Origin of the sequence: Mesorhizobium sp. M00.F.Ca.ET.216.01.1.1, from assembly GCF_004010325.2 — a bacterium.
GTDB lineage: Bacteria > Pseudomonadota > Alphaproteobacteria > Rhizobiales > Rhizobiaceae > Mesorhizobium.
In genome coordinates this window covers 68,966-94,506 of sequence record NZ_SADR02000024.1, presented here as the reverse complement: position 1 = coordinate 94,506, position 25,541 = coordinate 68,966, and the positions used below count along the sequence as shown (strand labels likewise).

Annotated in this window: 20 protein-coding genes; 15 read left to right on the top strand and 5 right to left on the bottom strand. The window is 60.0% G+C overall.

Translation table 11 applies throughout. From position 1 onward, the window contains the following. Window positions 1–22: 22 nt before the first annotated feature. Window positions 23–2,899: a winged helix-turn-helix domain-containing protein gene (locus EN859_RS26830; RefSeq protein ID WP_245525709.1), complete on the bottom strand. Its 2,877-nt coding sequence runs from the start codon at window positions 2,897–2,899 to the stop codon at window positions 23–25. 388 nt (window positions 2,900–3,287) lie between these two features. On the opposite strand from EN859_RS26830, the gene EN859_RS26825 reads away from it, so the two are divergent. The 5 genes from EN859_RS26825 to EN859_RS26805 all read left to right on the top strand — a co-directional run bounded on the left by EN859_RS26825 (window position 3,288) and on the right by EN859_RS26805 (window position 7,443). Further along, a complete protein-coding gene (locus tag EN859_RS26825; protein ID WP_127855700.1) occupies window positions 3,288–3,704 on the top strand; it encodes an organic hydroperoxide resistance protein in 417 nt (138 codons plus the stop codon). A gap of 72 nt (window positions 3,705–3,776) precedes the next feature. Next, window positions 3,777–4,838, top strand: a complete 1,062-nt coding sequence (locus EN859_RS26820; RefSeq protein ID WP_127855701.1) for an alpha/beta hydrolase — start codon at window positions 3,777–3,779, stop codon at window positions 4,836–4,838. Between the two features lie 24 nt (window positions 4,839–4,862). After that, window positions 4,863–5,375, top strand: coding sequence for a cytochrome P460 family protein (locus tag EN859_RS26815; RefSeq protein ID WP_127855702.1), 513 nt, complete (start codon window positions 4,863–4,865; stop codon window positions 5,373–5,375). 311 nt (window positions 5,376–5,686) lie between these two features. Then, window positions 5,687–6,478 carry an alpha/beta hydrolase gene (locus EN859_RS26810; protein ID WP_127855703.1) on the top strand — a complete coding sequence of 264 codons (792 nt, stop codon included), beginning with the start codon at window positions 5,687–5,689 and terminating at the stop codon, window positions 6,476–6,478. Continuing rightward, entirely contained in the window at window positions 6,475–7,443 is a 969-nt protein-coding gene (locus EN859_RS26805) for a quinone oxidoreductase (protein WP_127855704.1), read from the top strand. Before EN859_RS26810 ends, EN859_RS26805 begins: the two co-directional genes overlap by 4 nt. 240 nt (window positions 7,444–7,683) lie before the next feature. Here EN859_RS26805 and EN859_RS26800 read toward each other — a convergent pair whose 3' ends face one another. Both EN859_RS26800 and EN859_RS26795 read right to left on the bottom strand, forming a co-directional pair. Then, complete coding sequence (locus EN859_RS26800) at window positions 7,684–8,937, bottom strand: MFS transporter (protein WP_210237726.1); 1,254 nt, start codon at window positions 8,935–8,937, stop codon at window positions 7,684–7,686. A gap of 207 nt (window positions 8,938–9,144) precedes the next feature. Then, window positions 9,145–9,948: a hypothetical protein gene (locus tag EN859_RS26795; RefSeq protein WP_127855705.1), complete on the bottom strand. Its 804-nt coding sequence runs from the start codon at window positions 9,946–9,948 to the stop codon at window positions 9,145–9,147. Between the two features lie 804 nt (window positions 9,949–10,752). Between EN859_RS26795 and EN859_RS26790 the strand changes: the two genes are divergently transcribed. After that, the gene (locus EN859_RS26790; RefSeq protein ID WP_127855706.1) at window positions 10,753–13,755 is read left to right on the top strand and encodes a winged helix-turn-helix domain-containing protein; all 3,003 of its coding nucleotides are present in this window, start codon (window positions 10,753–10,755) and stop codon (window positions 13,753–13,755) included. A gap of 60 nt (window positions 13,756–13,815) precedes the next feature. Beyond that, window positions 13,816–15,051 (top strand): MFS transporter, encoded by a 1,236-nt coding sequence (locus tag EN859_RS26785; RefSeq protein ID WP_210237725.1) that lies wholly within the window; start codon window positions 13,816–13,818, stop codon window positions 15,049–15,051. Window positions 15,052–15,175: 124 nt separating this feature from the next. Here the strand turns inward: EN859_RS26785 and EN859_RS26780 are convergent, their stop codons facing one another. Continuing rightward, on the bottom strand, window positions 15,176–15,637 hold the full coding sequence (locus tag EN859_RS26780) for a DUF1348 family protein (protein WP_127855708.1): 462 nt from the start codon (window positions 15,635–15,637) through the stop codon (window positions 15,176–15,178). Between the two features lie 525 nt (window positions 15,638–16,162). Between EN859_RS26780 and EN859_RS26775 the strand changes: the two genes are divergently transcribed. From EN859_RS26775 to EN859_RS40320, 8 genes are all read left to right on the top strand, one after another. Further along, complete coding sequence (locus EN859_RS26775) at window positions 16,163–16,390, top strand: DUF680 domain-containing protein (protein ID WP_127855709.1); 228 nt, start codon at window positions 16,163–16,165, stop codon at window positions 16,388–16,390. A 141-nt stretch (window positions 16,391–16,531) separates the two neighbouring features. Further along, on the top strand, window positions 16,532–17,827 hold the full coding sequence (locus tag EN859_RS26770; RefSeq protein WP_127855710.1) for an epoxide hydrolase: 1,296 nt from the start codon (window positions 16,532–16,534) through the stop codon (window positions 17,825–17,827). A 34-nt stretch (window positions 17,828–17,861) separates the two neighbouring features. Continuing rightward, entirely contained in the window at window positions 17,862–18,110 is a 249-nt protein-coding gene (locus EN859_RS26765; protein WP_127855711.1) for a hypothetical protein, read from the top strand. A 223-nt stretch (window positions 18,111–18,333) separates the two neighbouring features. Continuing rightward, window positions 18,334–18,609: a hypothetical protein gene (locus tag EN859_RS26760; RefSeq protein ID WP_127855712.1), complete on the top strand. Its 276-nt coding sequence runs from the start codon at window positions 18,334–18,336 to the stop codon at window positions 18,607–18,609. 350 nt (window positions 18,610–18,959) lie between these two features. Then, complete coding sequence (locus EN859_RS26755; RefSeq protein WP_348632946.1) at window positions 18,960–19,802, top strand: alpha/beta hydrolase; 843 nt, start codon at window positions 18,960–18,962, stop codon at window positions 19,800–19,802. Between the two features lie 302 nt (window positions 19,803–20,104). Next, window positions 20,105–20,620 carry a DNA starvation/stationary phase protection protein gene (locus tag EN859_RS26750; protein ID WP_127855714.1) on the top strand — a complete coding sequence of 172 codons (516 nt, stop codon included), beginning with the start codon at window positions 20,105–20,107 and terminating at the stop codon, window positions 20,618–20,620. Window positions 20,621–22,518: 1,898 nt separating this feature from the next. After that, the gene (locus tag EN859_RS26745; protein WP_126043593.1) at window positions 22,519–23,055 is read left to right on the top strand and encodes a hypothetical protein; all 537 of its coding nucleotides are present in this window, start codon (window positions 22,519–22,521) and stop codon (window positions 23,053–23,055) included. A 297-nt stretch (window positions 23,056–23,352) separates the two neighbouring features. Then, the gene (locus EN859_RS40320) at window positions 23,353–23,484 is read left to right on the top strand and encodes a hypothetical protein (protein ID WP_268929511.1); all 132 of its coding nucleotides are present in this window, start codon (window positions 23,353–23,355) and stop codon (window positions 23,482–23,484) included. A gap of 563 nt (window positions 23,485–24,047) precedes the next feature. Here EN859_RS40320 and EN859_RS26740 read toward each other — a convergent pair. After that, a complete protein-coding gene (locus EN859_RS26740; RefSeq protein WP_091595756.1) occupies window positions 24,048–25,148 on the bottom strand; it encodes a DUF4238 domain-containing protein in 1,101 nt (366 codons plus the stop codon). Window positions 25,149–25,541 lie beyond the last annotated feature (393 nt).

The following is a 25,541-nucleotide window of genomic DNA, read 5'->3' as shown; positions in this document are numbered from 1 at the left end:
CCGCGGCGCTGCCAGAGCCATGCTAGTTCGGCGTAGCCAGCAGGCGTGCGGCTGACTGCAGGTCTGCTGTCTCCAAACCCTCCCCGAATCGCGCGAAAATTGGCTGGAGGAGTGCTCGGGCGGCCTCGTGTCGTCCGCGTACGGCCAACAGCGAAGCGAGGTCGATGGCGGTCCGCAACTCCCATGCGCGAGCTCCCTGACGATCGCTGAGTTCTAACGACCGCCGAAAACAAAGTTCCGCTTCTTCGTCGGTGCCGGCTTGCGGGGCCGCGAGAACAAGATTGCCCTTCACGCGCAGCAGGTCCGGCATGTAGCAAAGATCGCCGCTTGCCTCGACCTGCTGGATCGTCTCTTCGATCAGTGAAAGCGCTTCGGCGGACCTACCGGTCGCGGCGAGGCCCTGAACGAACGAGATGTTGAGCGGCGTGGTCAGTAGTTCGTAGGGGGCGGCATGAAGCTCGGCGAGACAGGATCGAAGACTTTCGACACCGCTGCCTGCGTTGCCTCGACGAATGGCGAGTTCCCCTTTGAAGCCGCGCCCTAGCGCGAGATAGGGTCCAAGGGAATGAAATTCGGCACGGGAGAAAAGACGATCGATGTGTTCCTCTGCGCGCGCCAGGTCTCCGACCCAGAGGAACACGGAAATCGCCCAGACAAGTGCAATGGAGAGCGTCAGGGGATGGTTCAGGACCTCCGCATCCTCGACCGTCAGCAGCGCGCGCTCCACGGCCCGATCCGGATAACCTTGCAGCCAGAGCGTCCTTGCCAGAATTGCGCCGGCCAGAATCCTGCCGTCGAAGCCGAGATAGTTCGTCGTTGTCCGGTCGGAACGCGGCCCGCATCTCAGCGCCGCTTCCAGCGCGGTCTGGGCGCGGCCCAGCTCTCCGCTGAGGTGAAGAGAAATCCCCATCAAGGAATGCGCCAATGTGGTGGAGACAGAATCCTCGAGCGTTGCGGCGATGACGGTACAGCGCTCCGCATAGCGCAGCGCGACCCTGAACTCTCCCCTGCGCAGGTGGAACATCTGCAGCGGGCCCAGAATCTGAAGCTGATCGAGCGCGTCGCCACGCCGGTCGGCAATGGTAAGGCTTCTGTTCAAAGCCACGCGCGCCGCATCTTTTCCACCACGGGTGAACATCAGGGACACCCCGAGGGCGGCCTGAAGAAGCATCTCCTCCGATCCGCCGCCAGTAGTGTCGTCGAGGGCAAGGACCGCCCGCGCCGTCCAACGATGACATTCGGTGAGCAATGACATCGACAGAAAAACAGGGGCCGCCGCGGCGGCCAGACGGACGCCGACTTCAATGGTCCCGCCGGGTCCGAAGCACCAATCCAGAGCCACTCGCACATTGGCCAGGCCCGCGAGTTGAAGCGATCGTTGCGCGGCGCTCGACAAGGTAGGCCACTCGGCTCCTGTCTGCTCCAGCCAGCGCAGGTAATGAGTCGCGTGACGTGCGGCCAGGCTCGCGAGCTCGGCATCGTCGACGTCGAGCTGAAGGGCATAAGCCCTTGTCGTGTCGAGCAGTCGATAACGCATCGTTGCTCCGGCGGGCCTTGCCGCCACCATCGACTTGGCAACGAGACTGTCGATTGCGCCAAACACGAGAGTGTCGTCGACCGTTGCGCTCGTCACGACTTCGAGCGCGGCGTCGATCGAAAAGTGACCAACGAAGACTGCAAGCCGGCGAAGCAAAAGTCGCTCGAACTCGGACAGCAAGCCGTAGCTCCAGTCCAAAGTGGCCTGGAGGGTCTTCTGCCGCGCCGGCGCGCTGCGTTGTCCCGGCCACAACAGCGTCAGCCGCTCGTCGAGAAGTTCCGCGGTTTTCTGCAGGCCGTAACTCGCAACCCGTCCAGCCGCCAGCTCAATCGCCAGCGGCACGCCGTCGAGCTTGCGGCAGATGCCGGCCACGATGGCGGCATCCGCATCTTGGAGGTCAAGCCGGGCGCCGCTCGCCGCGGCGCGTTCCAGGAAGAGCTGAGTCGCAGGAAAGCTGTTCACCACGAACGTGGTGAATTCCAGATCGCCCGGCGCGCATTCAAGCGGCGCCAGCTTGTAAACATGCTCGCCTTCGACCTGAAGAGGCTCCCGGCTCGTTGCCAGCAGGTGCGCTTGCGGCGCAGCGGCGAAGATACGGGCCGCCAGGTCCGCCGCCGCGTCGATGACATGCTCGCAAGTGTCGAGGATGAGCAAGATCCTCTTGTCCGCCAGATAGGCGACCAAGCCGGATGTCGGGTCGTCGGCCTGAAGGGACAACCCCAACATCGAGGCTACGGTCGTCGCAACCAGGCTTGGATCGCTCAGCGCCCCGAGATCGACGAAATGCACGGCACCCGCGAATGCTTCGACCAGGTCATGGCCCACAGCCACGGCAACCGTGGTCTTGCCGACACCACCGGTGCCAACGATCGTGACGAAACGCCTGTCGGCCAGTTGAGTTGAAAGTGCGTCGGTATCACCGGTACGGCCGACCATCCGGACCAGGCGGCCTGGCAGATTGGCTTGCGGATAGCTGGCAACGACCTCCCTTGCTACATGGTTTTGACCATCCGATCGCGAGATCGGGGCGACAAAGCAGTAGCCTCGTCCCGTCAGGGTCGCGATGTAGCGTGCCCCATCCTTGCCGTCGCCTAAGGCCTTTCTGAGATTGGCGACGTGAAACCGCAAACTGCCTTCTTCGACGGTGGCGTCGGGCCAGACATGGGCCAGCAGATCCTTCTTGCTGACGATCTCGTTGGGACGCGCGGCCAAGGCTGCCAGGATATCGAAAGAGCGCGTGCCGAGACCGACAGGCATGCCTTGCCGCAGCAGAAGCCTTTCGCCCGGCGCCAGCGTAAAGGGACCAAACGATATCCTGTCGCTCGTCTGCGCGGCTGGCGATATCATGACGTCGTTTTTCATCGCATCCTGTCTGATGGCTGGGGCAGATCCTGGTTCGAAATCCAAGATCTACATCGCAGAAAGTTCGATTTCGTCGCCCCGAGCGGCGACTTTGAGGCAGGACGTGATAGCGGCCCGGTTCCAAGACGTGCGGCTGCTGGCGAGCGCTAACACCCCATCATAGTGCATAACGGGAGCTCCAGGCGACCCTCCTCTATGTTTCGAAGCAGCGAGAACTTCTGCTGCGGCTCAGGGAGAATGATCATGCCTGCATTGTCATCATCGCTGATGCGGTGAAGCCTGCCCGGCCACCGGCCCTTCCAGCCTGCTTGCGCACCCGCTGATAGCGACGTCGCGCACCCATCTCCCCCGATTTTTCCCAGTACCTTTTGCAAGGAACACAGCCGTCATGACCCAATCTGCAAAACCACTGTATACCGCCAAGGTCCGCACCACCGGCGGCAGGGACGGCGCGTCGCGCAGTTCCGACGGTCGGCTTGACATCCGGCTTTCCACGCCCGGCGGCCCTGGCGGCGGCACCAATCCGGAACAGCTATTCGCTGCCGGCTGGTCGGCCTGTTTCGAGGGTGCGATGGCAATCGCTGCCCGCAAGATGAACATCATGTTGCCGGCCGGCCTCGCCATCGATGCGGAAGTGGATCTGAACGTTGCCGACGGCGCGTTCTTCCTCAGTGCACGCCTCAATGTCGGCCTGCCCGGACTCGACCGCGATGTTGCCCGAGTCGTTTTGGACGCAGCGCATCAGACCTGCCCCTACTCGAAGGCTACCCGCGGCAACATCGAAGTCGCAATCAACCTGGTTTGACCCGTCGATCCATTGATCGATCCGGCGTGACCACTCTCGGCAGAATGTTATTTACGAAAAGGCGGTGTACCAATGAACGCATTCAGAACCCCGGAAAAAATCGACCATCAGCGTCGCCACCTCTTCGGCGTCGCTGCCGCGACGGTCGCCGCAGCGCATTTCGGCGCGACCGGGATCGTGGAAGCGCAGGGCGGCGGGACGGAAACTACCGCTTCCCGCACGCTAAAATCGCGGACCTCCTTCTCCTCGATGAAGGAGATCGACGCTGATCTGCTGAGCGTTGGATATGCCGAGGCCGGTGCTGCGGACGGCCCCCCGGTCGTCCTCCTGCACGGATGGCCCTATGACATTTACAGCTATGTCGATGTCGCGCCTCTGCTAGCAGACGCTGGGTACAGGGTCATCGTGCCGTATCTGCGCGGCTACGGCACGACGCGGTTCCTGTCGGACGCAACGCCGAGGAACGGTCAGCAGGCGGCGCTTGCGTGCGACATTGTTGCCCTGATGGATGCGCTGAAGATCCCGAAAGCGGTCATCGCCGGCTATGACTGGGGCGCGAGGACGGCCAACATCATAGCCGCGCTCTGGCCTGAGCGCTGCAAGGCCATGGTGTCCGTCAGCGGCTATCTCATCGGCAGTCAGGCGTTGAACCGGGCGCCGCTGCCGCCGAAGGCCGAATTGCAATGGTGGTATCAATATTACTTCGCCACCGAACGGGGACGAGCGGGCTACGAGAAATACACCCGGGATTTCACCCGCCTCATCTGGGAGCTTGCCTCGCCGAAATGGGCTTTCGACGACGCCACCTTCGAACGCTCCGCTGCCGCGTTCGGCAATCCCGACCACGTGGCCATCTCGATCCACAACTATCGCTGGCGGCTCGGTCTGGCGCAGGGCGAGCCAAAATATAATGCCTTGGAAAAGAAGCTGGCGACATTTCCGGCGATCGGCGTGCCGACGATCACGATGGAAGGCGACGCAAACGGCGCGCCGCATCCCGATCCGGCGACCTACGCCAAGAAATTCTCGGGCAAATACGAACACCGGCTGATCTCGGGCGGCATTGGCCACAACCTTCCGCAGGAGGCTCCGCAGGCCTTTGCGCAGGCGGTCATCGACGTCGACAAGTTCTGACGGCATGTCAAGCGGAGCTTTCCAATGAAACCTATCCACCTCCTGCCGTGTGTGGGCGCGATCGTTGCGGCATCTGTCTTCGCGGCGGTGGCCGGAGCAAATGACGATGCGAAACCCAAGGCGGCATCACCGATCTATGGCGTCACGATCCCCGATAAATATCGGCAATGGGAACTGGTCGCGCCGGCCGAGGAAGCAGAGCCCCTGAACGAGCTTAGAGCGGTCCTCGGCAACGTCGTGGCGATGAAGGCATATCGTGAAGGAACATTGCCGTTCCCTGACGGAACCATCCTCGCAAAGCTTGCCTGGAAACACGTCCAATCGCCCGAATTCGAATCCGCCTCCATTCCCGGCGCCGCCACGACCGTACAGATCATGGTCAAGGATTCGAAGAAATACGCCGCCACCGGCGGATGGGGATTCGGCAGGTTTGTCGACGGCAAACCGGCTGACGAGGCCCAGCATGAAACCTGCTTCGCCTGTCATGAGGCGCGCGTTCAGGGACATGACTACGTCTTCACGCGGTACGCGCCCTAGCGGCTCACCGGAATTGGTATCTGAACGCCTGCGAGGCAGGCACCCCTGCCGAAGGAGAAGCCATGTCGCAAAGATGGCTTATCACTGGAAGTTCGCGCGGCATCGGCGTGCCCTTGGCCGAAGCGTCCTCGCCGCCGGTCATCGTCTGGTCGCACGTGAGCCCACGCAATTGCGCGGGCTGACCAACTCAGCTTTCCGCAACAAGGCCGGCCCGCCGCGGGTTCAGCCAAGTAACACTGAAATATCTCCGTTTTAGCCTTTCTCCCATCGCAATGAGACCGCACCGATCAAAACCATCGAAAGGGTATGAGATGAAAAAACTGCTGGCAGGATTGACAATCGCCATGGCTGTATTCGGCAACGCTTACGCGCAGTCCGGAAAGCCCGCGCCCGTTAAGCTCACTATCGTACTGGTTCACGGCGCGTTCGCCGACGCATCGAGCTGGAACGGCGTCGTCAAAATTCTCGAGAAAGACGGCTATTCGGTGGTGGCCGCCGCCAATCCCTTGCGGGGTGTCGCCAATGACGCGCAATACGTTGCCGATATCGTCTCCGGCATCGCGTCGCCTGTCGTCCTGGCTGGGCATTCCTATGGCGGCTCGGTCATCAGCGAAGCCGCCGAAGGCCACGCCAATGTCAAGGCGCTGGTCTATGTGGCTGCGTATGCCCCGGACGTCGGCGAGACGGCCGCCGGGCTTGCGGGCAAGTTTCCGGGCAGCACGCTTGCGCCCACTCTTGCTCCGCCGGTTCCGCTTTCAGGCGGCGGGAAGGATCTTTACATCTTGCAGGAGAAGTTCCACGACCAGTTCGCGGCTGACGTTTCCGTCGCCGAGGCAAAGCTGATGGCCGCAGGGCAGCGACCCATCACGGAAGCAGCGCTGAACGAGGCCCAGACGGCGGCAGCGTGGAAGAAGATTCCGAACTGGTTCATCTATGGTGGCGGGGACAAGAACATCCCACCGGAAGCTTCGGCCTTCATGGCCGCACGAGCTCACTCGCGGGATACCGTCGTGGTCAAGGGCGCTTCGCATGTAGTGATGGTGTCGAACCCTGAGCCAGTCGCGCGGCTGATCGAGAAGGCAGCCAAGGAGGCATCGCGATGAAGGCAGTCGTGATGACCCGGCAGGGCGGGCCGGAGGTGATGGAATTTGCCGAGCGGCCGGAGCCTGTACCGGGTCCCGGCGAAGCGCTGATCGAGATCGCCGCAGCGGGCGTGAACTTCATGGATATCGGCGTGCGACACGGCACGGCGTGGACCGAGATGCCCAACCCGAAGATTCTTGGCGTGGAAGGTGCCGGACGGGTGATGTCAGTTGGCCACGGGGTGGAGAATGTCCGGCCTGGAGAGCGGGTTGCGTGGGTCTACGCGCCGGGGAGCTATTCAGAGCGAGCGGCAATACCGGCCGATGCTCTCGTGCGGATCCCCGACGAAATCGACGACCGCATGGCGGCAGCGGTGATGATGCAGGGGCTTACCGCCAGTCATTTTGCGACCGATTTCTACCCCGTGCAGGCCGGCGATATCGCGCTTGTCCATGCGGCGGCCGGGGGTCTCGGTCTGCTCCTGACCCAGGTCATCAAGTTGAGAGGCGGGCATGTCATCGGGCGCGTCTCCTCGGCCGGCAAGGTGGCGATCGCTCAGGAGGCGGGAGCCGATCATGTCATCGTGGATACCGAAGGCCAGTTCGCCAAGAAAGCGGTTCGCTTGTCGGATGGTGAAGGTGTGCATGTCGTCTATGACGGCTCCGGCCCCACGACCTTCCAGGGCTCGCTCGATGCACTCCGGATTTCAGGAACCTTCTGCTGGTATGGCCCCGTCCTGGGCGGTCCCGGTCCCATCGACATCATGCAACTCCCAAAGAGCATCAAGATCGGCTACGCCGTGTTCTTCCATCATATCCGTACACCTGAACTGCTCCGCTCGCGGTCGGCTCGACTTTTCGACTGGATCATCGATGGCAAGCTCAAGATCCGGATCGGTGGCGAATATCCGCTGGCGGAAGCGGCGAATGCCCATGCCGACATGGAAAGCCGAACGACTACGGGCAAGCTCCTGCTCATACCGTAGAAACGCGAACCGGGATCCGCGCCAGAAGACTGCGGCGCCTGCCGGAGCGGGCGCCTGGCCGGCGAGGCGAAACGAAGTTGACTACAACCGTCCCAAGCCATTGACCGATTTGGTATCGAAGCGAGCTCTATCTGCGCATCCGGCGCAGGTGCGCTCGCCGGCATAGCGAACGACCGAAACGGGCATGACGGCCGCGGTGGCGTTCCGAGCTCAAGGGCGCCGCGTGCCGCGCGTCCTGCGTTACGGCTGCATCGGTTTGTGCGTGTCTTCCGCGGAGCCGCTGGTGGTGCTGCGGAGCGCCGTTGTAACAAGCATGTAGAAGAGTGCGGCGAGTGCGAGCGCGCATCCGTACCACAGGGCCGTCGAGGTGCCGATGCCGATTGCATGGCTACCGATGGCGGTACCGATCGAAATGCCGAGGTAGATCCCCGACGAATTGAACGCGACTGCGAGCGCCGCGTCCTGCGGCGCGCTTGCGATCAACCGGTGCTGTTGGGCCGGTGTCTGCGACCAGCTGCTTGCGCCCCAGCATGCCATGAGCACCGCCACACCAGTGTACATGCTTGCGGAGGGAACGTCGCTGAGCCGCGCCAGCCCGCCTAGCGTGCCCGCCATCAGGGAATAGACCGTGATGAGCACCGCATTCGGGCCGAGGCGGTCTGTCGCCCAGCCGGAGGCGCAACTGCCAACCACCGCGCCAAAACCGTAGCACAGGAGCATCAGCATGATCGAGGTGGATGGGATTAGAAGTGAGTCGAGCACCTGGACGGTGAAGGCATAGGGCAAGTAACACGCCGCCATGCCGATCACGGTCAGCGGTAGAACGATCATCACGCCCGGACGAGCGAGCACGGCAAGGCGCTGGCGCAACGTCACAGGCACGTTGCCGGGTAGCTTGGGCATGGCGGCAAGGACGCCGAGCGCGGCGATGAAAGATACGATGCCGACCAGTGCGAGCGACGCGCGCCAGTTCAGCGCAGTGCTTGCAATGCGCCCAAGCGGCACGCCAAGCGCGGTCGCTGTTGCAAGGCCGCCGATGATGACGGCCAGCGCTCGGGCGCGAAGGTGTGGATGCACGATCGCCGCTGCGACGGCGCCCGCGCTTGGCGTATAGGCGGCGGCTGCAGCCGCCGCCGCAATTCGGATGGCGATGAGGATACCAAGCGTCGGAGCCAGGGCCGATCCGATATTCGCAAGGCCCAGGAAAATCAGCGCCAGAACCAGGAGCTTTCTGCGCGGCATGATCGCGGTGAGGCTCGTGACAACGGGGGCGAGCAACGCATAGGCAAGCGCGAATGCTGTAACCGATTGGCTGGCCATAGCCGGTGTGACGGACAGGTCATCGGCCATTGCAGGCAGGAAGGCCGACATGATGAATGCGTCAGTGCCGACCGCGAACGTACCAAGCGCCAGGACGAAAGTGGAACCGAGACCATGCCTTGCAGGGGTGACGACGGGAGCTGCATCGCCTTGTGAATCTGGAAGACTTTTCACATCGAGCGGTCCTGTTGAGATGTCGGAGCGAATTCTCCAGCCTGCTGTCGCAGTATTCGGTGCACTGGAAGCAGGACGGCGGGCGGTGAATACAATTCCGGGGAAGATCGACAGACGCTGGCAGGAACCGTCCGCGTCCAAGCGTTGAAGGGTAGCCGGGCAATTGCGGTGCGAAGGGGGCTTTGCGCGAGGCGATCAGGGCCGCAATCAAAGAGCGGGAACAGATTCACGGCGCGGCCTTGCGCTCAATTGGCGGTAGCGGCTTCCTGCCATGCTCCCATGCATCAGTTGGATACGTTGGAGCCGCATCACGACACATTGTGTTGCGCCGAGTGCTTCGCTCTCGATCAGACGGTGGCGGCAAAGCACGAAATCGAGAGCGACGGCGATCCCAGGCCCGCCGTCGCGCGCCACTTCCATCAGTGAGAGCAATTCGGCGAACACCCGCCTCGCATCCAGGCGATCGCGCTGGTCGCCATTTCCTCCACAGCGAAAATCGCGGGTGATCTCCTGATGAAGCTCCCTATAGGAATCATCCGTTCTTTCGACATTCACCATGAACCGTCCGCTTTGAGCCAAGGCAACCTGCGCATCGCCGACAAGGGACAGAAACGCCGATTTGAATTCATTTCTTCCGTAAATGGCTGCAGACAGGCCTCTCCCGATCTCCAGCTCGAACGGAATATTGTGCCCCCAACGGGAGATTCGTTCGGTCGACGTCAGTATCGCAGCAACGTTGATGACCCTCGCGGCGGAGATATCAGGTTCTGCAAAGCCATCGAGGGTAGCTGCGCTACCGCCCGCAAGGTGGGTTGAAGGGCGACCATTCAGGTCAGCGCGCTTAAGGATGTTGCAAGGTCTAGCTAAATCGTCCTGAAGCATATGGATGGCGCTTGCCGCGATCCCGATAACTGCGCCAACGTCGAATCGGGCCTCCCGCCCAGAAAGCCCCAGAGCCAAAAGCCTGACGGGTTCTTGGTTGGTGGTGGCCGTATCGGATATCGGTTTCATGTTACCTCCAAGATGTTTGCGCGTTGGATCGTCGGCGCGCGACAATCGAGCCCGCAAAGTGCGGTTGGTTTGCGCTACTGTGTCTGTTTGTGATGGGGGGATCGAGTTCGCCGGTGTGAGGCTGCGTTATCCCTCGCAAGCCGACAACGGTGCCCAGCGGAGCGGTTGTTTTAGCGCCCCGTTTTTCCGACCGGCATCTGTTGAATGTCGTGGCGCAGACCGGTGATCCCGAATGCTGCGTGCTGGATCGACAATCAGCCGAAAGAGCCGCGTCGGGCATCGCGGCAACGGGCAAGACGGACCGAGTTATCACCCGGTCTCGGCTTACAAACACCTATGAGCCCTAATAATCCATCATAACGCATAACGGGCTCGCCGCTCGATCTCTGGCTATGTGTTGAAGCAGCAACGCCGTACTGCCAACCTAAGGAATTGGATCATGCTCGAGCAGTCGCTGCGAATTACGCGCAACCTGGGCAGTGCATGCCAATGAGATCGGACACCTTGCGGCAATAGCGGTTTTGGCCATGTTTGGCGCGACATGGCGTTCGCCATGGTGGCGGCTACTCTATCATCACTGCTGGTCGCCTTCGGGAGCCGGCTTTCGAACAAAGCAGACGGAAGAAACCGAATGTCGGCCGATCGCTGACATACGCGTAAGGATTCGTCGCGGCATCACCTGCCTGATGAACAGCTTTTGCGCCGCCACCGATTTTGGATGAAGGCCGGGATATTCAGCGAGACCCTTGGAGCTCACGCAATCGAGCGGCTGAGATCGATCGCGCTCAAGAAAGGCGACGGGCCATGGATGACATTCCCTCCACCACATGGGTCGGCCGCGTAGCGTTCGGTCCGTTTTGCCTCACGCCCGGCGAACGGTTGCTGACCAGGGAGGGGATTCCGGTCGGTATCGGCGGGCGCTCGCTCGACCTCCTCATCGCACTTGCGGAGCAGCCCGGCCGGGTCGTGTCCAAGCGTGAACTGCTCAAACGCATATGGCCAGACGTCGTCGTCGAGGACGGGAGCCTGCGCTTTCATATGGCGGGTCTGCGGAAGATCCTGGGCGACGGTGAGGGCGGCGCCCGCTACATCGCCACCCAGGTCGGAGTGGGTTACGCCTTCGTCGCGCCGGTTCAGCCGCTACCGATTGGAGGCAATGGATTATTATCATTCGCACCGCTCGACGGCTCGACGGAATACCGTCCAGGATCTGAGCCTGCTTCTATTGGAAAGCTTCCCCCGCGGTTGCCGCGCGTGATTGGGCGCGAACGTGACGTCCGGTTGCTGACGGATCGGATAGCGGACGCAAAGCTGTTCACAATTGTCGGCGCTGCAGGGGTTGGAAAGACGACGCTTGCGGTCGAGATCGGACATGCCCTGTTACCCCGCTATGCCAACAAGGTGAGCTTCGTCGACCTGGGGACGATTGAAGATCCAACCCTTGTATCTTCGGCGCTGGCCGGAGCGCTCGGAATTCTTGTGCAGGCAGAAGACGCGATGAGAGTGATCCTGGGTCATATCCGCGCGCAAAAACTGCTGCTCATCCTGGACAATTGCGAGCATCTGATCAACGCGGTGTCGGCCATTGTCGAGCGCATAAGCGAAGCCGCACCGAACGTTAGTATCCTGGCGACCAGCCGCGAACCGCTCCGCGTTCGCGGCGAGCATGTGCACTGGCTGGGTTCACTGGATTATCCGCCCGAGACGGCGGGCCTCTCCCTCGACCAGCTTCTTGCGTATCCAGCAGTCGAGTTGTTTGTCGAACGCGCGGCTGCGGGCAATAGCGCGCTTGGGATAGACGCCGACACCGCCCGATTGATCGCAGACATGTGCCGCCGGCTGGATGGAATGGCCCTGCCAATCGAGCTAACGGCGGTCAGGGTGGCTGCGCACGGACTGGATGCGACAGCAAGGCTTTTGGGAGAACGGTTCAGCCTTGGCTGGACAGGGCGCCGCACCGCGCTGCCGCGTCAGCAAACGCTCCAGGCGACACTTGACTGGAGCTATGATCTTCTTCCCGATGTCGAGCGCCGCACGCTGGAACGGCTCTCGGTCTTTCTGGGGTCTTTCTCGATCGACGCTGCGCTGGATGTCGTTGCCGACGAGACCGTTAACGCCGAAACGGCCGTCGCAGCGCTGGATGAACTTACAGCCAAATCCCTGATTTCACCGAACCGTTCTGGAGGCGCGGGCTCTTATCGATTGCTGGAGATGACGCGGGCCTATGCCAGAGAGAAACTTCTCGCCCGAGGCGGGAAGGAGTCCATCACCGTGGCGCGGCGGCATGCGAAGTTCTTTCTGAAAGAACTCGAAGAGGCCGGTCGCTCGGAAAGAAACTTTCAGGATGGCGCGGCGCAATTCTCCCAACAACTGGCGAACATCCGCAGCGCCCTGGACTGGAGTTTCGGCGCCGGCGGCGATCTTTCCATCGGAGTACCCTTGGCCGCCGCCAGCGCGCCGGCATTCCTGACCCTTTCGCTTCTCGTTGAGTGCAGGACCTGGTGCGCGCGGGCGATTGCGCATCTTGCGGATCAGGATCGCTATCACGGCGCCTCTGTCGAGCTTGAATTGCAGGCTGCCCTCGGTCTTTCGCTTATGTTTGCGCGGGGGAACAGTGAAGCGGCCGAAACTGCGCTGCGTCGCGCCCTCGACATTGCGGTTGCGCTGGCCGATCGCTGGAGCCAACTGAGGCTGCTTGGCCGCCTGCATATTTTTCATGAACGGATCGGCGATTTCAAGACCGCCCTCGAGTGGGCCGAGATGGCTATGAAAATTGCCGATGAGATCGGTGAACCGGAGGCAATCGCGGTCGCTGCCTCGCTCGCCGGCATTTCTCATCAATTGGCAGGAGATCAACCGCTTGCACGCAGCGAACTGGAGCTGTCGTTGCAACAGAGCGTCCCTTCCGATCGCGGCCGCACGATCTACTACGGATTCGATCACCGAAACCGATCCGGCATCGCGCTCGCCCGCACGCTGTGGCTGCAAGGGTATGCAGATCAGGCGCGGCGCGTTGCCGGGCAGACAGTGCAAGAGGCTGCCAGCCTGGAGCATCCTGTTACTCATTGCATTGCGCTCATCTGGACCCTTTCGGTCTACATCTGGACCGGCGACCACGAGAAGGCGGAAGCAAGCCTGAGGACGTTCGCCGGTTCCGCCGAAGTGAATGCACTTGGGCCCTACGTCGCCGCATCCGGCGGATTTAGGGGAGAACTGGCTGTTCAGCAGAAAAGGCCGCAGGAAGCATTGGGCTGGATCGAGGAAAGCATCGCCCGGTTGCGCTCCGCCCGATACGAGCTGTTGACGACAAGCTTTTCGATCGCGCTGACGCAAGGTCTTGTGCTGGAACGCCGATTTGGGGAAGCGCTTGAGCTGGTGAACGCAACAATCGACCGTTGCAACAGAAATGGCGAGCTGTTCGCGATGCCCGAATTGCTCCGGATCAAGGCGCAAGTCTTGCAGTCCCCGGCTGGGAACAGCACGAGCGAAATCGAGGCATTGCTTCTCGACTCGCTTGCCTGCGGCCGGCACCAGGGAGCCCGTTCCTGGGAATTGAGAAGCGCGATCGACCTAGCGCGCCTGTGGATGGATCATCGCCGGGCCGAGGCGCTTGCTCTGCTGATGCCCCTCCGCGAGGCGTTTTCCGAAGGTTTCGATACCGCTGATTTGCGCGCCTCGGATCTGCTTCTGAAGGCGCTTCTTGGTTTGGATGAGGCAGATATCGAGAACGGCTCCGACGGAAGCTCGCGCTCGAACTCGGCAAGCGCTGACCTGGCGCCAGCGGCGCGTTCAGAAAATTCAGTTTGAGAGGCACATCGCGCGCATGCCGGTCGAGCGATGGAGATCTGGCGATGGAGCCAACATGATATGAAACCGCAGTGGTACAAAATGCTGGACAGGAATGCTCGCCGAGCATTTTGGACTTCGTTCGCGGGGTTCAGTCTGGATGCGATGGATGTTCAACTCTACGCATTCGTGTTGCCCGTGCTCCTGACAGCCTGGGGCCTGAGCCATACTGAGGCCGGACTCCTTGCCTCCGCAACCCTGGTCTCTTCCGCGGCAGGCGGATGGATCACCGGGCTGCTTGCGGACAGGATTGGCCGTATCCGCGTGCTGAAAGTCACAATCCTTTGGCTCGCGATCTCCACATGCCTTTGCGGTCTTGCCGATAACTTCGGTCAACTGCTGGTCGCCCGCTTGATTCAGGGTCTCGGCTTCGGAGGCGAGTGGGCCGCCGGCGTCGTGTTCGTGGCGGAGGTTGTTGCCCCCGAGATTAGAGGCAGAGCGGTCGGAATGGTCCAGAGCGCCTGGGCAGTGGGATGGGGCATGGCCGCGGCGATATCGGCCGTCGTGCTCGCCTTGGCCCCCGCTGATCTTGGATGGCGGATCACATTTATTGTCGGGTTCCTGCCGGCAATCCCGGTCTATGTTTACCGAACCAGGTTGAAGGAGTCGGAAACTTTCTTGAAAGCAGGACTGCGATCGTCCCGGCACGCGATTTTCTCTCGGTCGATGGCAGCGGCTACGATCAAGGGAAGCCTTCTCGCGACAGGGATGCATGGCGGCTATTGGGCGATCGCGACTTGGTGGCCAGTCATGCTTCGTTCCGAGCGCGGGCTTTCGACGACAGCCACCAGCGCCTATCTTGCGGCCATCGCAACCGCGTCGTTCTTTGGATATGTGTCCAGCGCCTGGCTTGGCGACCGCATAGGGCGAAAGGCGACTTTGGTTAGTTTCGCGCTGGGCGGCACGCTTGCGGTACTTGCCTGCACCGAACTTCAGGTGTCAAATTTCGGATTGCTGCTTTTGAGCTTCCCTCTCGGGTTTTTCGCGTTGGGGATGTTCAGCGCGATCGGCCCCGTCCTGACAGAACTATATCCGACCGAAATCCGGGGGTCCGGATTGGGTTTCTGCTACAATTTTGGACGGGGCATGGCCGGCTCGACACCTTTGCTGATCGGTGGCAGCGCCGCCAATATCGGCATCAGCCACGCGATAGGAATATACGCAACCTGCGCTTATGGCCTTGTCCTGCTGGTGACGATCTTCCTGCCCGAGACGCGTGGGCAGGAGTTGAGGAGCGTGTCCGAAGCGAGATCGTGAACCGATCAGCAACCGGAAATCCGCCTAAAGCGCGCCGCGATCTTTCAGATTCCGTGCGCTTTAGGTTCTTGATTTTACGCATGTCTTTGTCCCGAAACCGGTTCCCACTTTCGGGAGACATGCTTTAGTGGCCCAACTCCGCCAGCGAAGGATGATCGGCCGGCCGAACTCCAAGCGGCCACCGAAGCGCGCGCTCGTGTTCATGGATAGGATGTTCGTTGGTGCCGGTGAAGCGTCGGCTCACCAAACCAGTATCGTCGTACTCCCAGTTTTCATGTCCATAGACACGAAACCACGTCCCGCTGTCGTCGCGAAACTCGCACGAGAAGCGGATCGCAACACGCTTGCCGCTCCACGCCCAGAGTTCGTTGATCACCCGGTACTCGATCTCGCGCCGCCATTTCCGGCTGAGAAACGTCCGAATCTGTTCTCGGCCCCAGATGAAATCAACTCGGCTTCGCCACTGGCAATCAATGGTGTTGCTCAACACCACCGCGTCGAGATCGCAGGTGTTGCGAGCGTTCTCGGCAGCCTGCACCCTTTCGACGGCCAGCGCTTCTGAAGGCAGCAGTTCAAATTTGTTCATGACGCGCCTCTGATCTCACCGAGCTTCACCGCAGCCCAGTCATGGTGATGATCACGCTGATCTTCAGCGGCCATCCAGCGTTTCCGATTGTCGGAGAGTGACAGGTTCAGCTTTCACTGCCAGTTAGGCGGCGTTAGCCACCATGATAAGAGACAGCGCACGCGATGTTTCGGGGCGCGCTTCCCCTTCCCGCTCCAAACTGTCCTGCTTGATCGCACTAACGGCATAGAAGCGCACCCTTTGCTTGCAAAGCGATAGTGTCGTCGAGATATGCCGAGGGCACGGCGCCCAATGTGAGATTCTGTGAGATAGTATCAACACGGCGCTACCAATCAATATTTTTGAAATCGGCACATCAGCTTTCATACCCTCAATAATACTCGAAGTTTGGCGATGTTAGCAGGCGTTAAACATCGTTTTTGTCTCTAGACATGACCGAAAAGACTTCCCAGATTGCAACTGTCCGAACGACGTATCCTCCCAAGCACGTCGCCCGACGGATCTATCTGGAACAGGAGAACTAAAATGAAGACCATCGCATTTGCCGCAGTGGCATTCATCATTGTTACCGGCAGCGCTTTCGCAGGAAGCGATCACTATGGCTCGAGCAATTGGCAGCCTACCGTTGGCTCGACAGACAGGTCGTACACGGCTTCTATCAAGCGAACCGCGAAGAACGCGACCCAGAAAGCGCCGAAAAACTCGCCCTATAATCCAGCGGACAGCTACGGCCAGGGCATCTGGGGAATGTAAGCGTCTTCACACGCGGATGATCGGACGAACGCACCAATATCGCCCGTTCATCACGTATCGAACATTCGCTGCCCGCCCCCTTCCCCCCTGCAGGGGCAACTATTCCCTTCGATTATTTTAACAAGTTCTAGAGGATGCCTCATGTCAGGACATAGCTCCGAAACCACTCGACGTGCGTTTCTTGCCAATTCAGCCTCTGTGCTGCTCGCCGCCTCGGCGATAGGGAGCCCGATCACCCTCTCATCTGCGCTGGCTGAGACGGCTGCGGACCCCGCGGTCCGGCCGTTCCGTGTTAACATCCCGGACGAGGCAATCGTCGATCTTCGCCGGCGCCTGGCCGCAACCCGCTGGCCGCATCGGGAGACGGTCGCGGATCAATCCCAAGGCGTGCAGTTGGCAAAGCTGCAGGAACTCGTTCGCTACTGGATGACCGATTACGACTGGCGAAAGATCGAGACGCGGCTGAACGATCTGCCGATGTTCGTCACCAAGATCGATGGCCTCGACATCCAGTTCATCCACATTCGTTCGCCTCACGACAACGCCATGCCGATGATCATGACGCACGGCTGGCCCGGCTCGATCCTGGAATTCATGAAGGTCATCGGCCCACTCGCCGATCCAACCGCACATGGCGGGGTTGCCGAGGACGCCTTCCACGTCGTCGTGCCCTCGATACCCGGCTTCGGCTTCTCCGGGAAACCGTCGAACACGGGCTGGGGCTCCAACCAGATCGGCCGTACCTGGGCCGTGCTGATGCAGCGGCTGGGATACGGCCGGTACGTGTCGCAGGGCGGAGACTGCGGTTCGGTGATCTCCCGGCGCATGGCGCTTCAGAATGTGCCCGGACTGGTTGGCATTCACATCAATATGCCGGCGACCGTTCCGAAGGAAATTGCGTCCATCCTCTCTGCCGGAGGACCAGTCCCGGGCGACCTGTCTGAAGAGGAAAGAGCGGCCTTCAACGCACTCGACACCTTCTACAAGGATAGCTCCGCCTACGCCAGCATGATGGTCACGCGACCGCAGACCATCGGCTATTCGCTGGTGGATTCACCTGTCGGCCTCGCCGCATGGATCTACGAGAAGTTCGCTCAATGGACCTACAGCGGCGGCAAACCGGAGCGGGTCTTGACGAAAGACGAGATGCTCGATGACATCTCGCTCTACTGGCTTACGCAGTCCGGAACATCCGCCGCGCAGATCTATTGGGAAGACCATTCCAACAATTTCAATGCCGTGGACATTGCGAAGATGCCCGTGGCGGTGACCGTCTTCCCGGGCGAGATTTATTGCGCGCCGCGCAGCTGGGCCGAGCGCTGCTATCACAACCTCGTCTACTTCAGCAAAGCCGAAAACGGCGGACATTTCGCGGCATGGGAACAGCCGGAAATCTTCACCCGGGAAGTCCGCGCGGCTTTCCGGTCGCTGCGCTGACCGAGCAGCGCCTTTCTGTCAGGAACACCAGCAAATGTTTGCGATATATGAATCCGAATACTTTGCCGAACACCTCCAACGCAACCAGCAGAAACTTCGGACAGGCGCCCAGCAGATATTCCCAAAAGCACTTCCGTCGCGTCCGTTGAAAATCATTCAAATCGCAATCCAACTGTCAAATACAACGCATTGCAGCGGCATCAAATTGGCTTGGAAAGACAGATATCCAAGCCTGCGAAGTAACCCGGCCGAAGAAGCTGCAACATCGATCGGCGCCCCGTAATCCCACAGCGGCGTCGATCTGCCCGGGCCGTGCCACCCCCTCGCGGCCCGGGCGCTTACAAGAAGAGCCAAAATCTGGAGAGCCAATCGCGCCTGAGAACGCAGATTGCTTTCCGTCGACCTTGAGCAACTTCTATATACGAAACTGGTCATCTTACAAATCATGAGCTTTACCACTGCGATCATCATGATGATGCTCGCACAATCTAGAGAAGGACCACACCGTGAATATCAAGTCTATTTGTTTCGGCGCGCTTGCACTCTGCCTGCTCGGCTCCTCGGCATTTGCGGGCGCCCTCGATGAACCGTCAAACATGCAGCCGTTTTTCACGGACGCGAGCATGAAAGAGATGAAGCCGATGCCTGAATTCAAGGCGGTTTTCATGGCGATGCCGAAGGAGAAGCGGGACGCCTTGATGGGAGAATGCAACGATGCCGCGATGAGCAAACCCTATGCCAGATTCTGTGAAAACCTGAATGCGCTTGCTGGTCACAACTAGGCCACAAGCCAACGAAGCTGATCTTGATGATGGCGGGCTCGGTGCCCGCCGTCATTGTTCCGTTGGGCTGCGGTATCGGCCGGTGTGTTTGAGTGCTGTTAATTGTGTTCAAAACGCGATTGCAACGGACAAGCCAATCCGGCGGGCACCTGAAAGGATCAGTGCCTCGACTGAGGTCGACCACCGCTTCGTCCTGACCGTCCAGTAAACGAGAATTCGGGATGACAGCCTTCGATTCAATTCATCTCTCGCGCCGGCAAGCCCTCGTGGCGGGCGCGACCGTTTCCATTTGCGATGGCGGCCATCGCGACGGAAAAATCCACCCCAACCAGAGCAAAGGAACTTCCGACATGACCCAGAGCTTCGTTAGAACCAAGGACGGCGTCGAAATCTTCTACAAGGACTGGGGTCCGAAAGACGCCCAGCCGATCATGTTCCATCACGGCTGGCCGCTGTCTTCGGACGACTGGGACGCCCAGATGCTGTTCTTCGTCAACCAGGGTTTTCGCGTGGTCGCTCATGACCGCCGCGGCCATGGGCGTTCCGCCCAAGTCTCGGGTGGTCACGATATGGACCACTACACCGCCGACGCCTCGGCGGTGGCCGAGCACCTCGACTTGAAGAATGCCGTTCACATCGGGCACTCCACCGGTGGCGGCGAAGTGGCGCGCTATGTCGCCAAATTCGGTGAGCCGCAAGGCCGCGTTGCCAAGGCCGTGCTCGTCAGTGCTGTTCCGCCGCTGATGCTGAAGACGGAATCGAATCCGGGCGGCCTACCGATCGAAGTCTTCGACGGAATTCGCAAAGCGCTGGCAGATAACCGGGCGCAGCTGTTTCTCGATTTTCCCTCTGGCCCGTTCTATGGCTTCAACCGGCCGGACGCGAAAGTCTATCCGGGCGTGATCCAGCATTGGTGGCTTCAGGGCATGATGGGTGGCGCAAAGGCTCACTATGACGGTATCAAGGCCTTCTCGGAAACTGACCAGACCGAGGATCTGAAGAAGATCACCGTGCCTACGCTGGTCATGCATGGCGACGATGACCAGGTCGTGCCAATCGACGACTCGGCCAACCTGTCGGTCAAACTTCTGAAGAACGGTACTCTAAAGGTCTACAAGGGTTACCCGCACGGCATGCTGACGACGCATGCGGACGTCATCAACCCCGACTTGCTGGCCTTCATCAAGGGCTGAACGGATCTTTGAGGCGCGTTCGCGTTCAAACAAGGACGTGGCGGAATTTGGCCCGCCATGTCCATTCGGCCGGCCGTCAAATCCTGTCCGGAGCATTCGAGGCCAAGCGGGAGACGCCGCCTGATCTCTGGAACGCGATCCGCCCGGTGCCGACTGGAAAAAGCACAACGATGAAGATCTGGATGAGGCCGTTCGCGAGACCTTTCCCGCCAGCGATCCGCTGAGTTCCGGCCAGTTCGAGCAGGCCCAAATTAATCCGCGGAGCCGCCTTTCGGCTTCGTCCCAACCGAGGAGTATTGATCATGGAAGACAGTGCCAAATCCCGCATGAGCGCGGCCCTGCACACCAGGTCGGGTCTTTCCGACGAAGCAGTGCACGACATTTCTGCCGCAGCAACAGTTCTGCTGGCCGACGTCTTTGCCCTTTATCTGAAAACCAAGAACTTCCACTGGCACATGTCGGGGCCGCATTTCCGCGACTATCACCTGCTGCTCGACGACCAGGCAGACCAAGTCCTGGCCATGACCGATCCGCTGGCCGAACGGGTGCGCAAGCTAGGTGGCACCGCCATTCGTTCGATCGGCGACATTTCCCGCCGCCAGCGCCTCTTGGACAACGACGCCACCTTCGTCCAACCGCACGAGATGCTGGCGGAGCTGCACGAGGATAACGGCACGCTGGCCGCTCGCATTCGCGCCCTGCATGACCTTTGCGACGAGCACGGCGACGTCGCGACCGCGAGCCTCCTCGAGAACTGGATCGACGAGGCCGAGCACCGGGTCTGGTTCCTGTTCGAAACTCTTCGCAGATCGAACTGATACGTCGGTTGCACGCAGGCGCCGGGGAACCGCATCTCTGGCGCCTGCGCTCTGGAACACACGTGGCTGACCCGAACGTCGATTCGACCGAGCCGCGGCGCTGCGGGTGAGGCGGTCGAGCAGCGCCGCCGTCATCTTGGCACATGCTCCAACAAGATGAACGGACGGCTGCTTCTGGGATGCGGTCGCAGATCGAGCTTGCGAGATTAGAGAGGAATAATGCCCGAGGGAAGCGATAGACACGGGCTTCGCAATCGCCGCCGAACCTACGTTATTGCCGCCGGTTACGAGAGGGTACGGGCCAAAGCGACCAAGAGTAGCGTAGAGCATCGCGAGTGCTTACAGGCAGAGGGGTTCGAGTCCACATTGTGGGCTATCCAGTAAAAATACATTTAAATCAATCAGTTAAACTGAAATTCTGGTGGGCCCGGAGGATGTGCCGGGACCGTTGATTTCATTGGCTTTCTCGTGGGCCAAAATCAGAAATCTTCCCGTATCGCTCCGTATGGTTCCGCGCCTAAGCAAAGGACGCTGCACAAGATGGGGCTTCATGCAGGTCTGAGCCCCCGACCACTGTGGCGAGCGAGCAATCTTGGGTGAGATGAGCAATGCTGGCCGCAAGCTCCATAGGTCCACCTAGGTGTTCAAGCACCTGGCGGGCAAGCGACTCCGACTCCTCCTTGGAAAGAGGCGGTACGTCGATGACGCTCAGACGGTCTCCAGAAAAGGAATAGCTGCTTGCCTGGGCCCGGATATGCTCAACTCCATATCGTCGGAAGACAATGAGCAATTTTACACGACCCACGTTGGCCGCGGCGTAATTGAACAATGGCTGGAGACTTGTCGCTGTCATGAGCATCATCGACGACGAGGAGCAGGTCACCGGAACCAAGCTCTTCTAGAGACACCTTGGTGATCTCCATTGTCGGTGAGACAAGCCTGATCCTAGTCGCAGACTGATCGGCGGCGATTTGGTCCAGAATGGCTTGGAGCTCGAGATTTGCCGCCGCCGCCAGACCCCGTTACCAGCGTCACGCCAACGTCCGGATTCTTGTGTGCTTCCAAGGCTTCAGCAAGGGGAGCTTCTCTGCCGACCAGCTGCCAAGTATGGGTGAACAAGGTTTCCTTGCGTGCGAGAGCCGCAAAGAATTCCTGAGCCGTTTCCCACGGACTTGTGGGAGAGACGCCGAGAAGGCTATTGTCGATGTAGTCATCAGCATCCCAAAGGCTTCGGGTCGTTCCTAATATTCGGTTCAATCCGCTCAATGACGGGCTCGAACGCGGCATTAGCGACTTCGATGAGCACAGATCGATCAGCCCCGGCGACTGGCAGGGACGCAATGATGGCATTGGGATCCATGAGAGGATGATCCTTTTGGAGTGGCGTTTGGGACATCAGCCTGCGGTCGCCATGCCGACGGTGGTTCTTAGTGTGGTGGCCAATCGAGCCCAGGCGCTACCCTATGCTTACATGCGCACAGGCAGGATACGTGAGAATTTCGCAGATGCGGTCCAAAGCAGATGGGGCAGCACCTGCGGGCAGTCCGTCATCCAGGTCCTGCAAGGTGGGAGCTGAGTTGCTTACCTCAGCAGTGCCGCTCGCCCGCGCTATGGCCGGCAGTTCTAAGCTTTAGAGGAATAATGCGGGGCCGTTTTCGGATGAAAACGCCGATTGCCAAACGCCGCACCGGCTGGAATTTTTCGCGCTCAGCCTCTCCGTAAGCCGTAAAAGCGCGGAAAATTACGTGTCGCTGAATTTTCCGCGCTTTTGGATTCACGAGCGGGAATTTTCCGCGCTTTTAAACTGATCGGAGCTATTTAAATCGCTTGAGAATCCATCCGTTGCTACAATATCAAAGAGCGCACGGGGCAGACCGACACCAACTGGAGGCAAAGCAATGGAAGAGATTCAGAAGCGCCGCGTCGGCCGCCCAATTGGCAGCGGCGTCAAGAACAACGATCAGGCCCTTGCCAAGGTCGCAAGTATCTTGCTGGATAATCCTTCCATGAAGGCGACTTCAGCCATGAGGCGGGTCCTCAATGATATGTCCAGCTCGCGGAGGGAGACAGACGTTACCTTGATCCGTCGATGGCAGGGGCGCTGGAAGCTGAACAGACAGAAATTCATGAACGAAGCGGCGGCAACGAGAGCTGCAAGGACGGCGAGAGCGCCCTCGCGCACGACGTCATCGATCTCCGACTCGGCTAGCGAGTACCTTATGCGGAAAGCCAAAGAGACGGCGAGTATGTACAATTTTTCGGAAGCATCTGCTCTCCAAAAGGCCGCGGCTGGATACCTCGATACGCCCCTCAGGAAAGAGGTACATGGTGTTTTAGACTCACTGGCGCTGAGGACGGCGCTGGGTCTTCACGAATCGTCCATTCAGCGAGAATTGCGGCGCATGACGGATTCCACTGTCATGGAACGATGCTGAAAGCCTTGGAGGAGCAGGATCGCTTCCTTGCCGAGCTGAAAAAATGGGGTTGAGGCTACAAAAACTGCCCAATAACGGCAATTGACGCCAAGGCAGCGCGCGACCGGTTCGCGAAGGACAGATTTCGGCCCCAGCCGGGACTGAAACGACGCATTTTGTAGGTATAATTTTCTAAGATGGCGCTTTTGCAATTGACGCCTGCAAGGGTGCCTCATGCTTGCGCCGTAAAACGCAACACGAGCGCAGACGGTTCAGTCTGTCGTTTGAACCTGGAATCTGGTGAAGGCAACCGAACCAATGGACAAGATCACAATCGACTTCTGGGGCTTTGCAATAACGGCCGAAGGGTTTTACGGCGTCTTGGCCGCGTCGGGGCTGGTGATGGCCATTGTCATTGTGTTGAAGGTCGGGAGGCGTCGGGGTACCTAAGGCTGCTTCTCGGCAAGACGGAGGGCATCGATGTGCGAAGCCAGTATGACATTGTTAAAGATTGGGCACTCCTATCCGACGACGAGGCGATGGAAGCCGAGATCGAAGGCACGGCAAGGACGCTACCACGTCGGTCGCCTAGTGTCCCTTGGAAGTGTCTGGCAATCGTGAAGATGCCGAATATCGATTCTGGTTCGATCTGTTTTTGAGACTTTCCAGAAAGGACGACGTCGGGTGGGCTTAGCCCGTAGGAGACTAACCTAACCAATCTGTCCCAGTTCGCATGGGACGCCACTCCCGCAAACGATAGCGGCTGCTCTTCGTGCTTCACACGCTAAGCTGTAAAGTCAAAGCCGACGCCGTACCTCCGTTCTATGACCCACTCGGGGACCAGCATCCCGCCATCGGCCAACGCGTTGCCTTTGCGATTGGCAAAAGGATTGGCGGAAAGGGCCATGAACGAGGATGACGACACCCTCTTCTTGGTCTTCGATGAAACCGAACAACCCGAAAACGCCGCCAGGTGAGAATGATGGCGAAGCGCCAGAATAGCATTGGTCTCCTTAGCCTCGAACCTTCCGCCAAGGCGGACTACCCCAAAGACTTGACGTCGCAGTCCTCCGACGGCGGAAGCCTGCGCCCGTATCGTTGGTGAAGACGAAACGATTGTTTCGAAACTTCAGGAACGAGGGCCACGTTGGCGGAACCGGCCTGACAGTTCTCACGTGGATAAGCACGTCGTCATGCTCCCGAGCGTCGGGGGCATCTACGACTGCGTAGTGAGTATGAGTTTCGGTTCTGCCGTCGGCTACCGCCATAACCACGTCAAACCGACTCGGGGGTCGCAGATGCGCAACTGAGATCGCTATAGCTTGCACATCATCCCCAGAGCTACGCTCGCCAAAGTACAGATTTGCCGCGCAGTTCAGTACCTGCTGGTGGTTGCACGCAAGAATGTCCGCCGTATTTGACACATCGATCCAGCCACCGACGTGCTCGGCTTGATAGACGTCGCCATCCAGGAGAACAGCCAACAGCGTTGGCGAAAGCGGCAGGAAGAGAAGCGCACCTGCGCTGGAGATTCCAAAAGATCTGTGCTGCGCATGCCTGTGCTGTTGATGCCAGCGGTTGGCGAGAGCAGCAGGGTCATCTGATGTGAGAAACGGCACCGAGGTAAGGTTGCGAACAACCCGCACCTTTAGATCGTCTACGACGCTCATCGTTTTGGCGTAGTGATGCATCGCCGAGATCACCGCACTTTTGACGGCCTCCTTGAAAGACGGTTGTTCGAAGTCCGCACCTTTGACTGACGTGGCAGCGAAAGCAAACTCCGCGGATCGACGCGCGGCGGCTTCTGTGCGGACATGCTGCAGGTAGGCGAAACGCCTGAGGATTGTGGCATGAAGATCCTTGATGACCGCACGTGGCTTGAGCAACGACGAAACGCAGTCGCCATAGTGTCCCTCGACGGTCTGGATTGCGGTTTCGAGCCTTGGGTCCTGCCCGTAGAAGTAATCCCTGGAACACTGATTCTTCACCGGGGCATCGAAGAATGATTGGTTGCGATCAAGGTTAAACAGGTGAATGGCTTTGCCTTCGGCACACACGCTGAAGGGCGATAGATGTACCCGGGGAACAAAGTGCTGGTTCTTGTTCTCCGCCATGCAATTGAGCGATCCGCCATTCCGGCACTGCCGTGGGGGCGCTCAAACACCCGCGCCAAGCCGTTGCTATCACACAGAGCTTCCAGCGGGAATGTACGTCTCAGGCCCGCCCTTCCTGGCACTCAATCGAAGAGACGTGACGAACGCCGTCGCAGGGTGGCGTTCGTTTCACGAAGCGTCAGACTTGGATGCGGCCGACGCGCTGTCCCGGGAGGACGGCTCCAAAGGAGACGGCGTGCAGGGCTGGCTTGTCCCCAACACGGGAGCGCAGCGAAGGAGCGGGCAGGAACGGGACAAGACGGCCGCGCCGGCTAGACCCGAGTAACCTTCCGATACCATGCCAAGGCGTCCGAAGGCCGGCGAAAAAGAATAGCGGTCGATCCTCGCTCAGGG

Coding starts and splice junctions, on each gene's coding strand:
- EN859_RS26830 (WP_245525709.1), bottom strand. CDS start 2,899: ATGAAAAACGACGTCATGATATCGCCAGCCGCGCAGACGAGCGACAGG.
- EN859_RS26825 (WP_127855700.1), top strand. CDS start 3,288: ATGACCCAATCTGCAAAACCACTGTATACCGCCAAGGTCCGCACCACC.
- EN859_RS26820 (WP_127855701.1), top strand. CDS start 3,777: ATGAACGCATTCAGAACCCCGGAAAAAATCGACCATCAGCGTCGCCAC.
- EN859_RS26815 (WP_127855702.1), top strand. CDS start 4,863: ATGAAACCTATCCACCTCCTGCCGTGTGTGGGCGCGATCGTTGCGGCA.
- EN859_RS26810 (WP_127855703.1), top strand. CDS start 5,687: ATGAAAAAACTGCTGGCAGGATTGACAATCGCCATGGCTGTATTCGGC.
- EN859_RS26805 (WP_127855704.1), top strand. CDS start 6,475: ATGAAGGCAGTCGTGATGACCCGGCAGGGCGGGCCGGAGGTGATGGAA.
- EN859_RS26795 (WP_127855705.1), bottom strand. CDS start 9,948: ATGAAACCGATATCCGATACGGCCACCACCAACCAAGAACCCGTCAGG.
- EN859_RS26790 (WP_127855706.1), top strand. CDS start 10,753: ATGGATGACATTCCCTCCACCACATGGGTCGGCCGCGTAGCGTTCGGT.
- EN859_RS26785 (WP_210237725.1), top strand. CDS start 13,816: ATGAAACCGCAGTGGTACAAAATGCTGGACAGGAATGCTCGCCGAGCA.
- EN859_RS26780 (WP_127855708.1), bottom strand. CDS start 15,637: ATGAACAAATTTGAACTGCTGCCTTCAGAAGCGCTGGCCGTCGAAAGG.
- EN859_RS26775 (WP_127855709.1), top strand. CDS start 16,163: ATGAAGACCATCGCATTTGCCGCAGTGGCATTCATCATTGTTACCGGC.
- EN859_RS26770 (WP_127855710.1), top strand. CDS start 16,532: ATGTCAGGACATAGCTCCGAAACCACTCGACGTGCGTTTCTTGCCAAT.
- EN859_RS26765 (WP_127855711.1), top strand. CDS start 17,862: ATGTTTGCGATATATGAATCCGAATACTTTGCCGAACACCTCCAACGC.
- EN859_RS26755 (WP_348632946.1), top strand. CDS start 18,960: ATGACCCAGAGCTTCGTTAGAACCAAGGACGGCGTCGAAATCTTCTAC.
- EN859_RS26750 (WP_127855714.1), top strand. CDS start 20,105: ATGGAAGACAGTGCCAAATCCCGCATGAGCGCGGCCCTGCACACCAGG.
- EN859_RS26745 (WP_126043593.1), top strand. CDS start 22,519: ATGGAAGAGATTCAGAAGCGCCGCGTCGGCCGCCCAATTGGCAGCGGC.
- EN859_RS40320 (WP_268929511.1), top strand. CDS start 23,353: ATGGACAAGATCACAATCGACTTCTGGGGCTTTGCAATAACGGCCGAA.
- EN859_RS26740 (WP_091595756.1), bottom strand. CDS start 25,148: ATGGCGGAGAACAAGAACCAGCACTTTGTTCCCCGGGTACATCTATCG.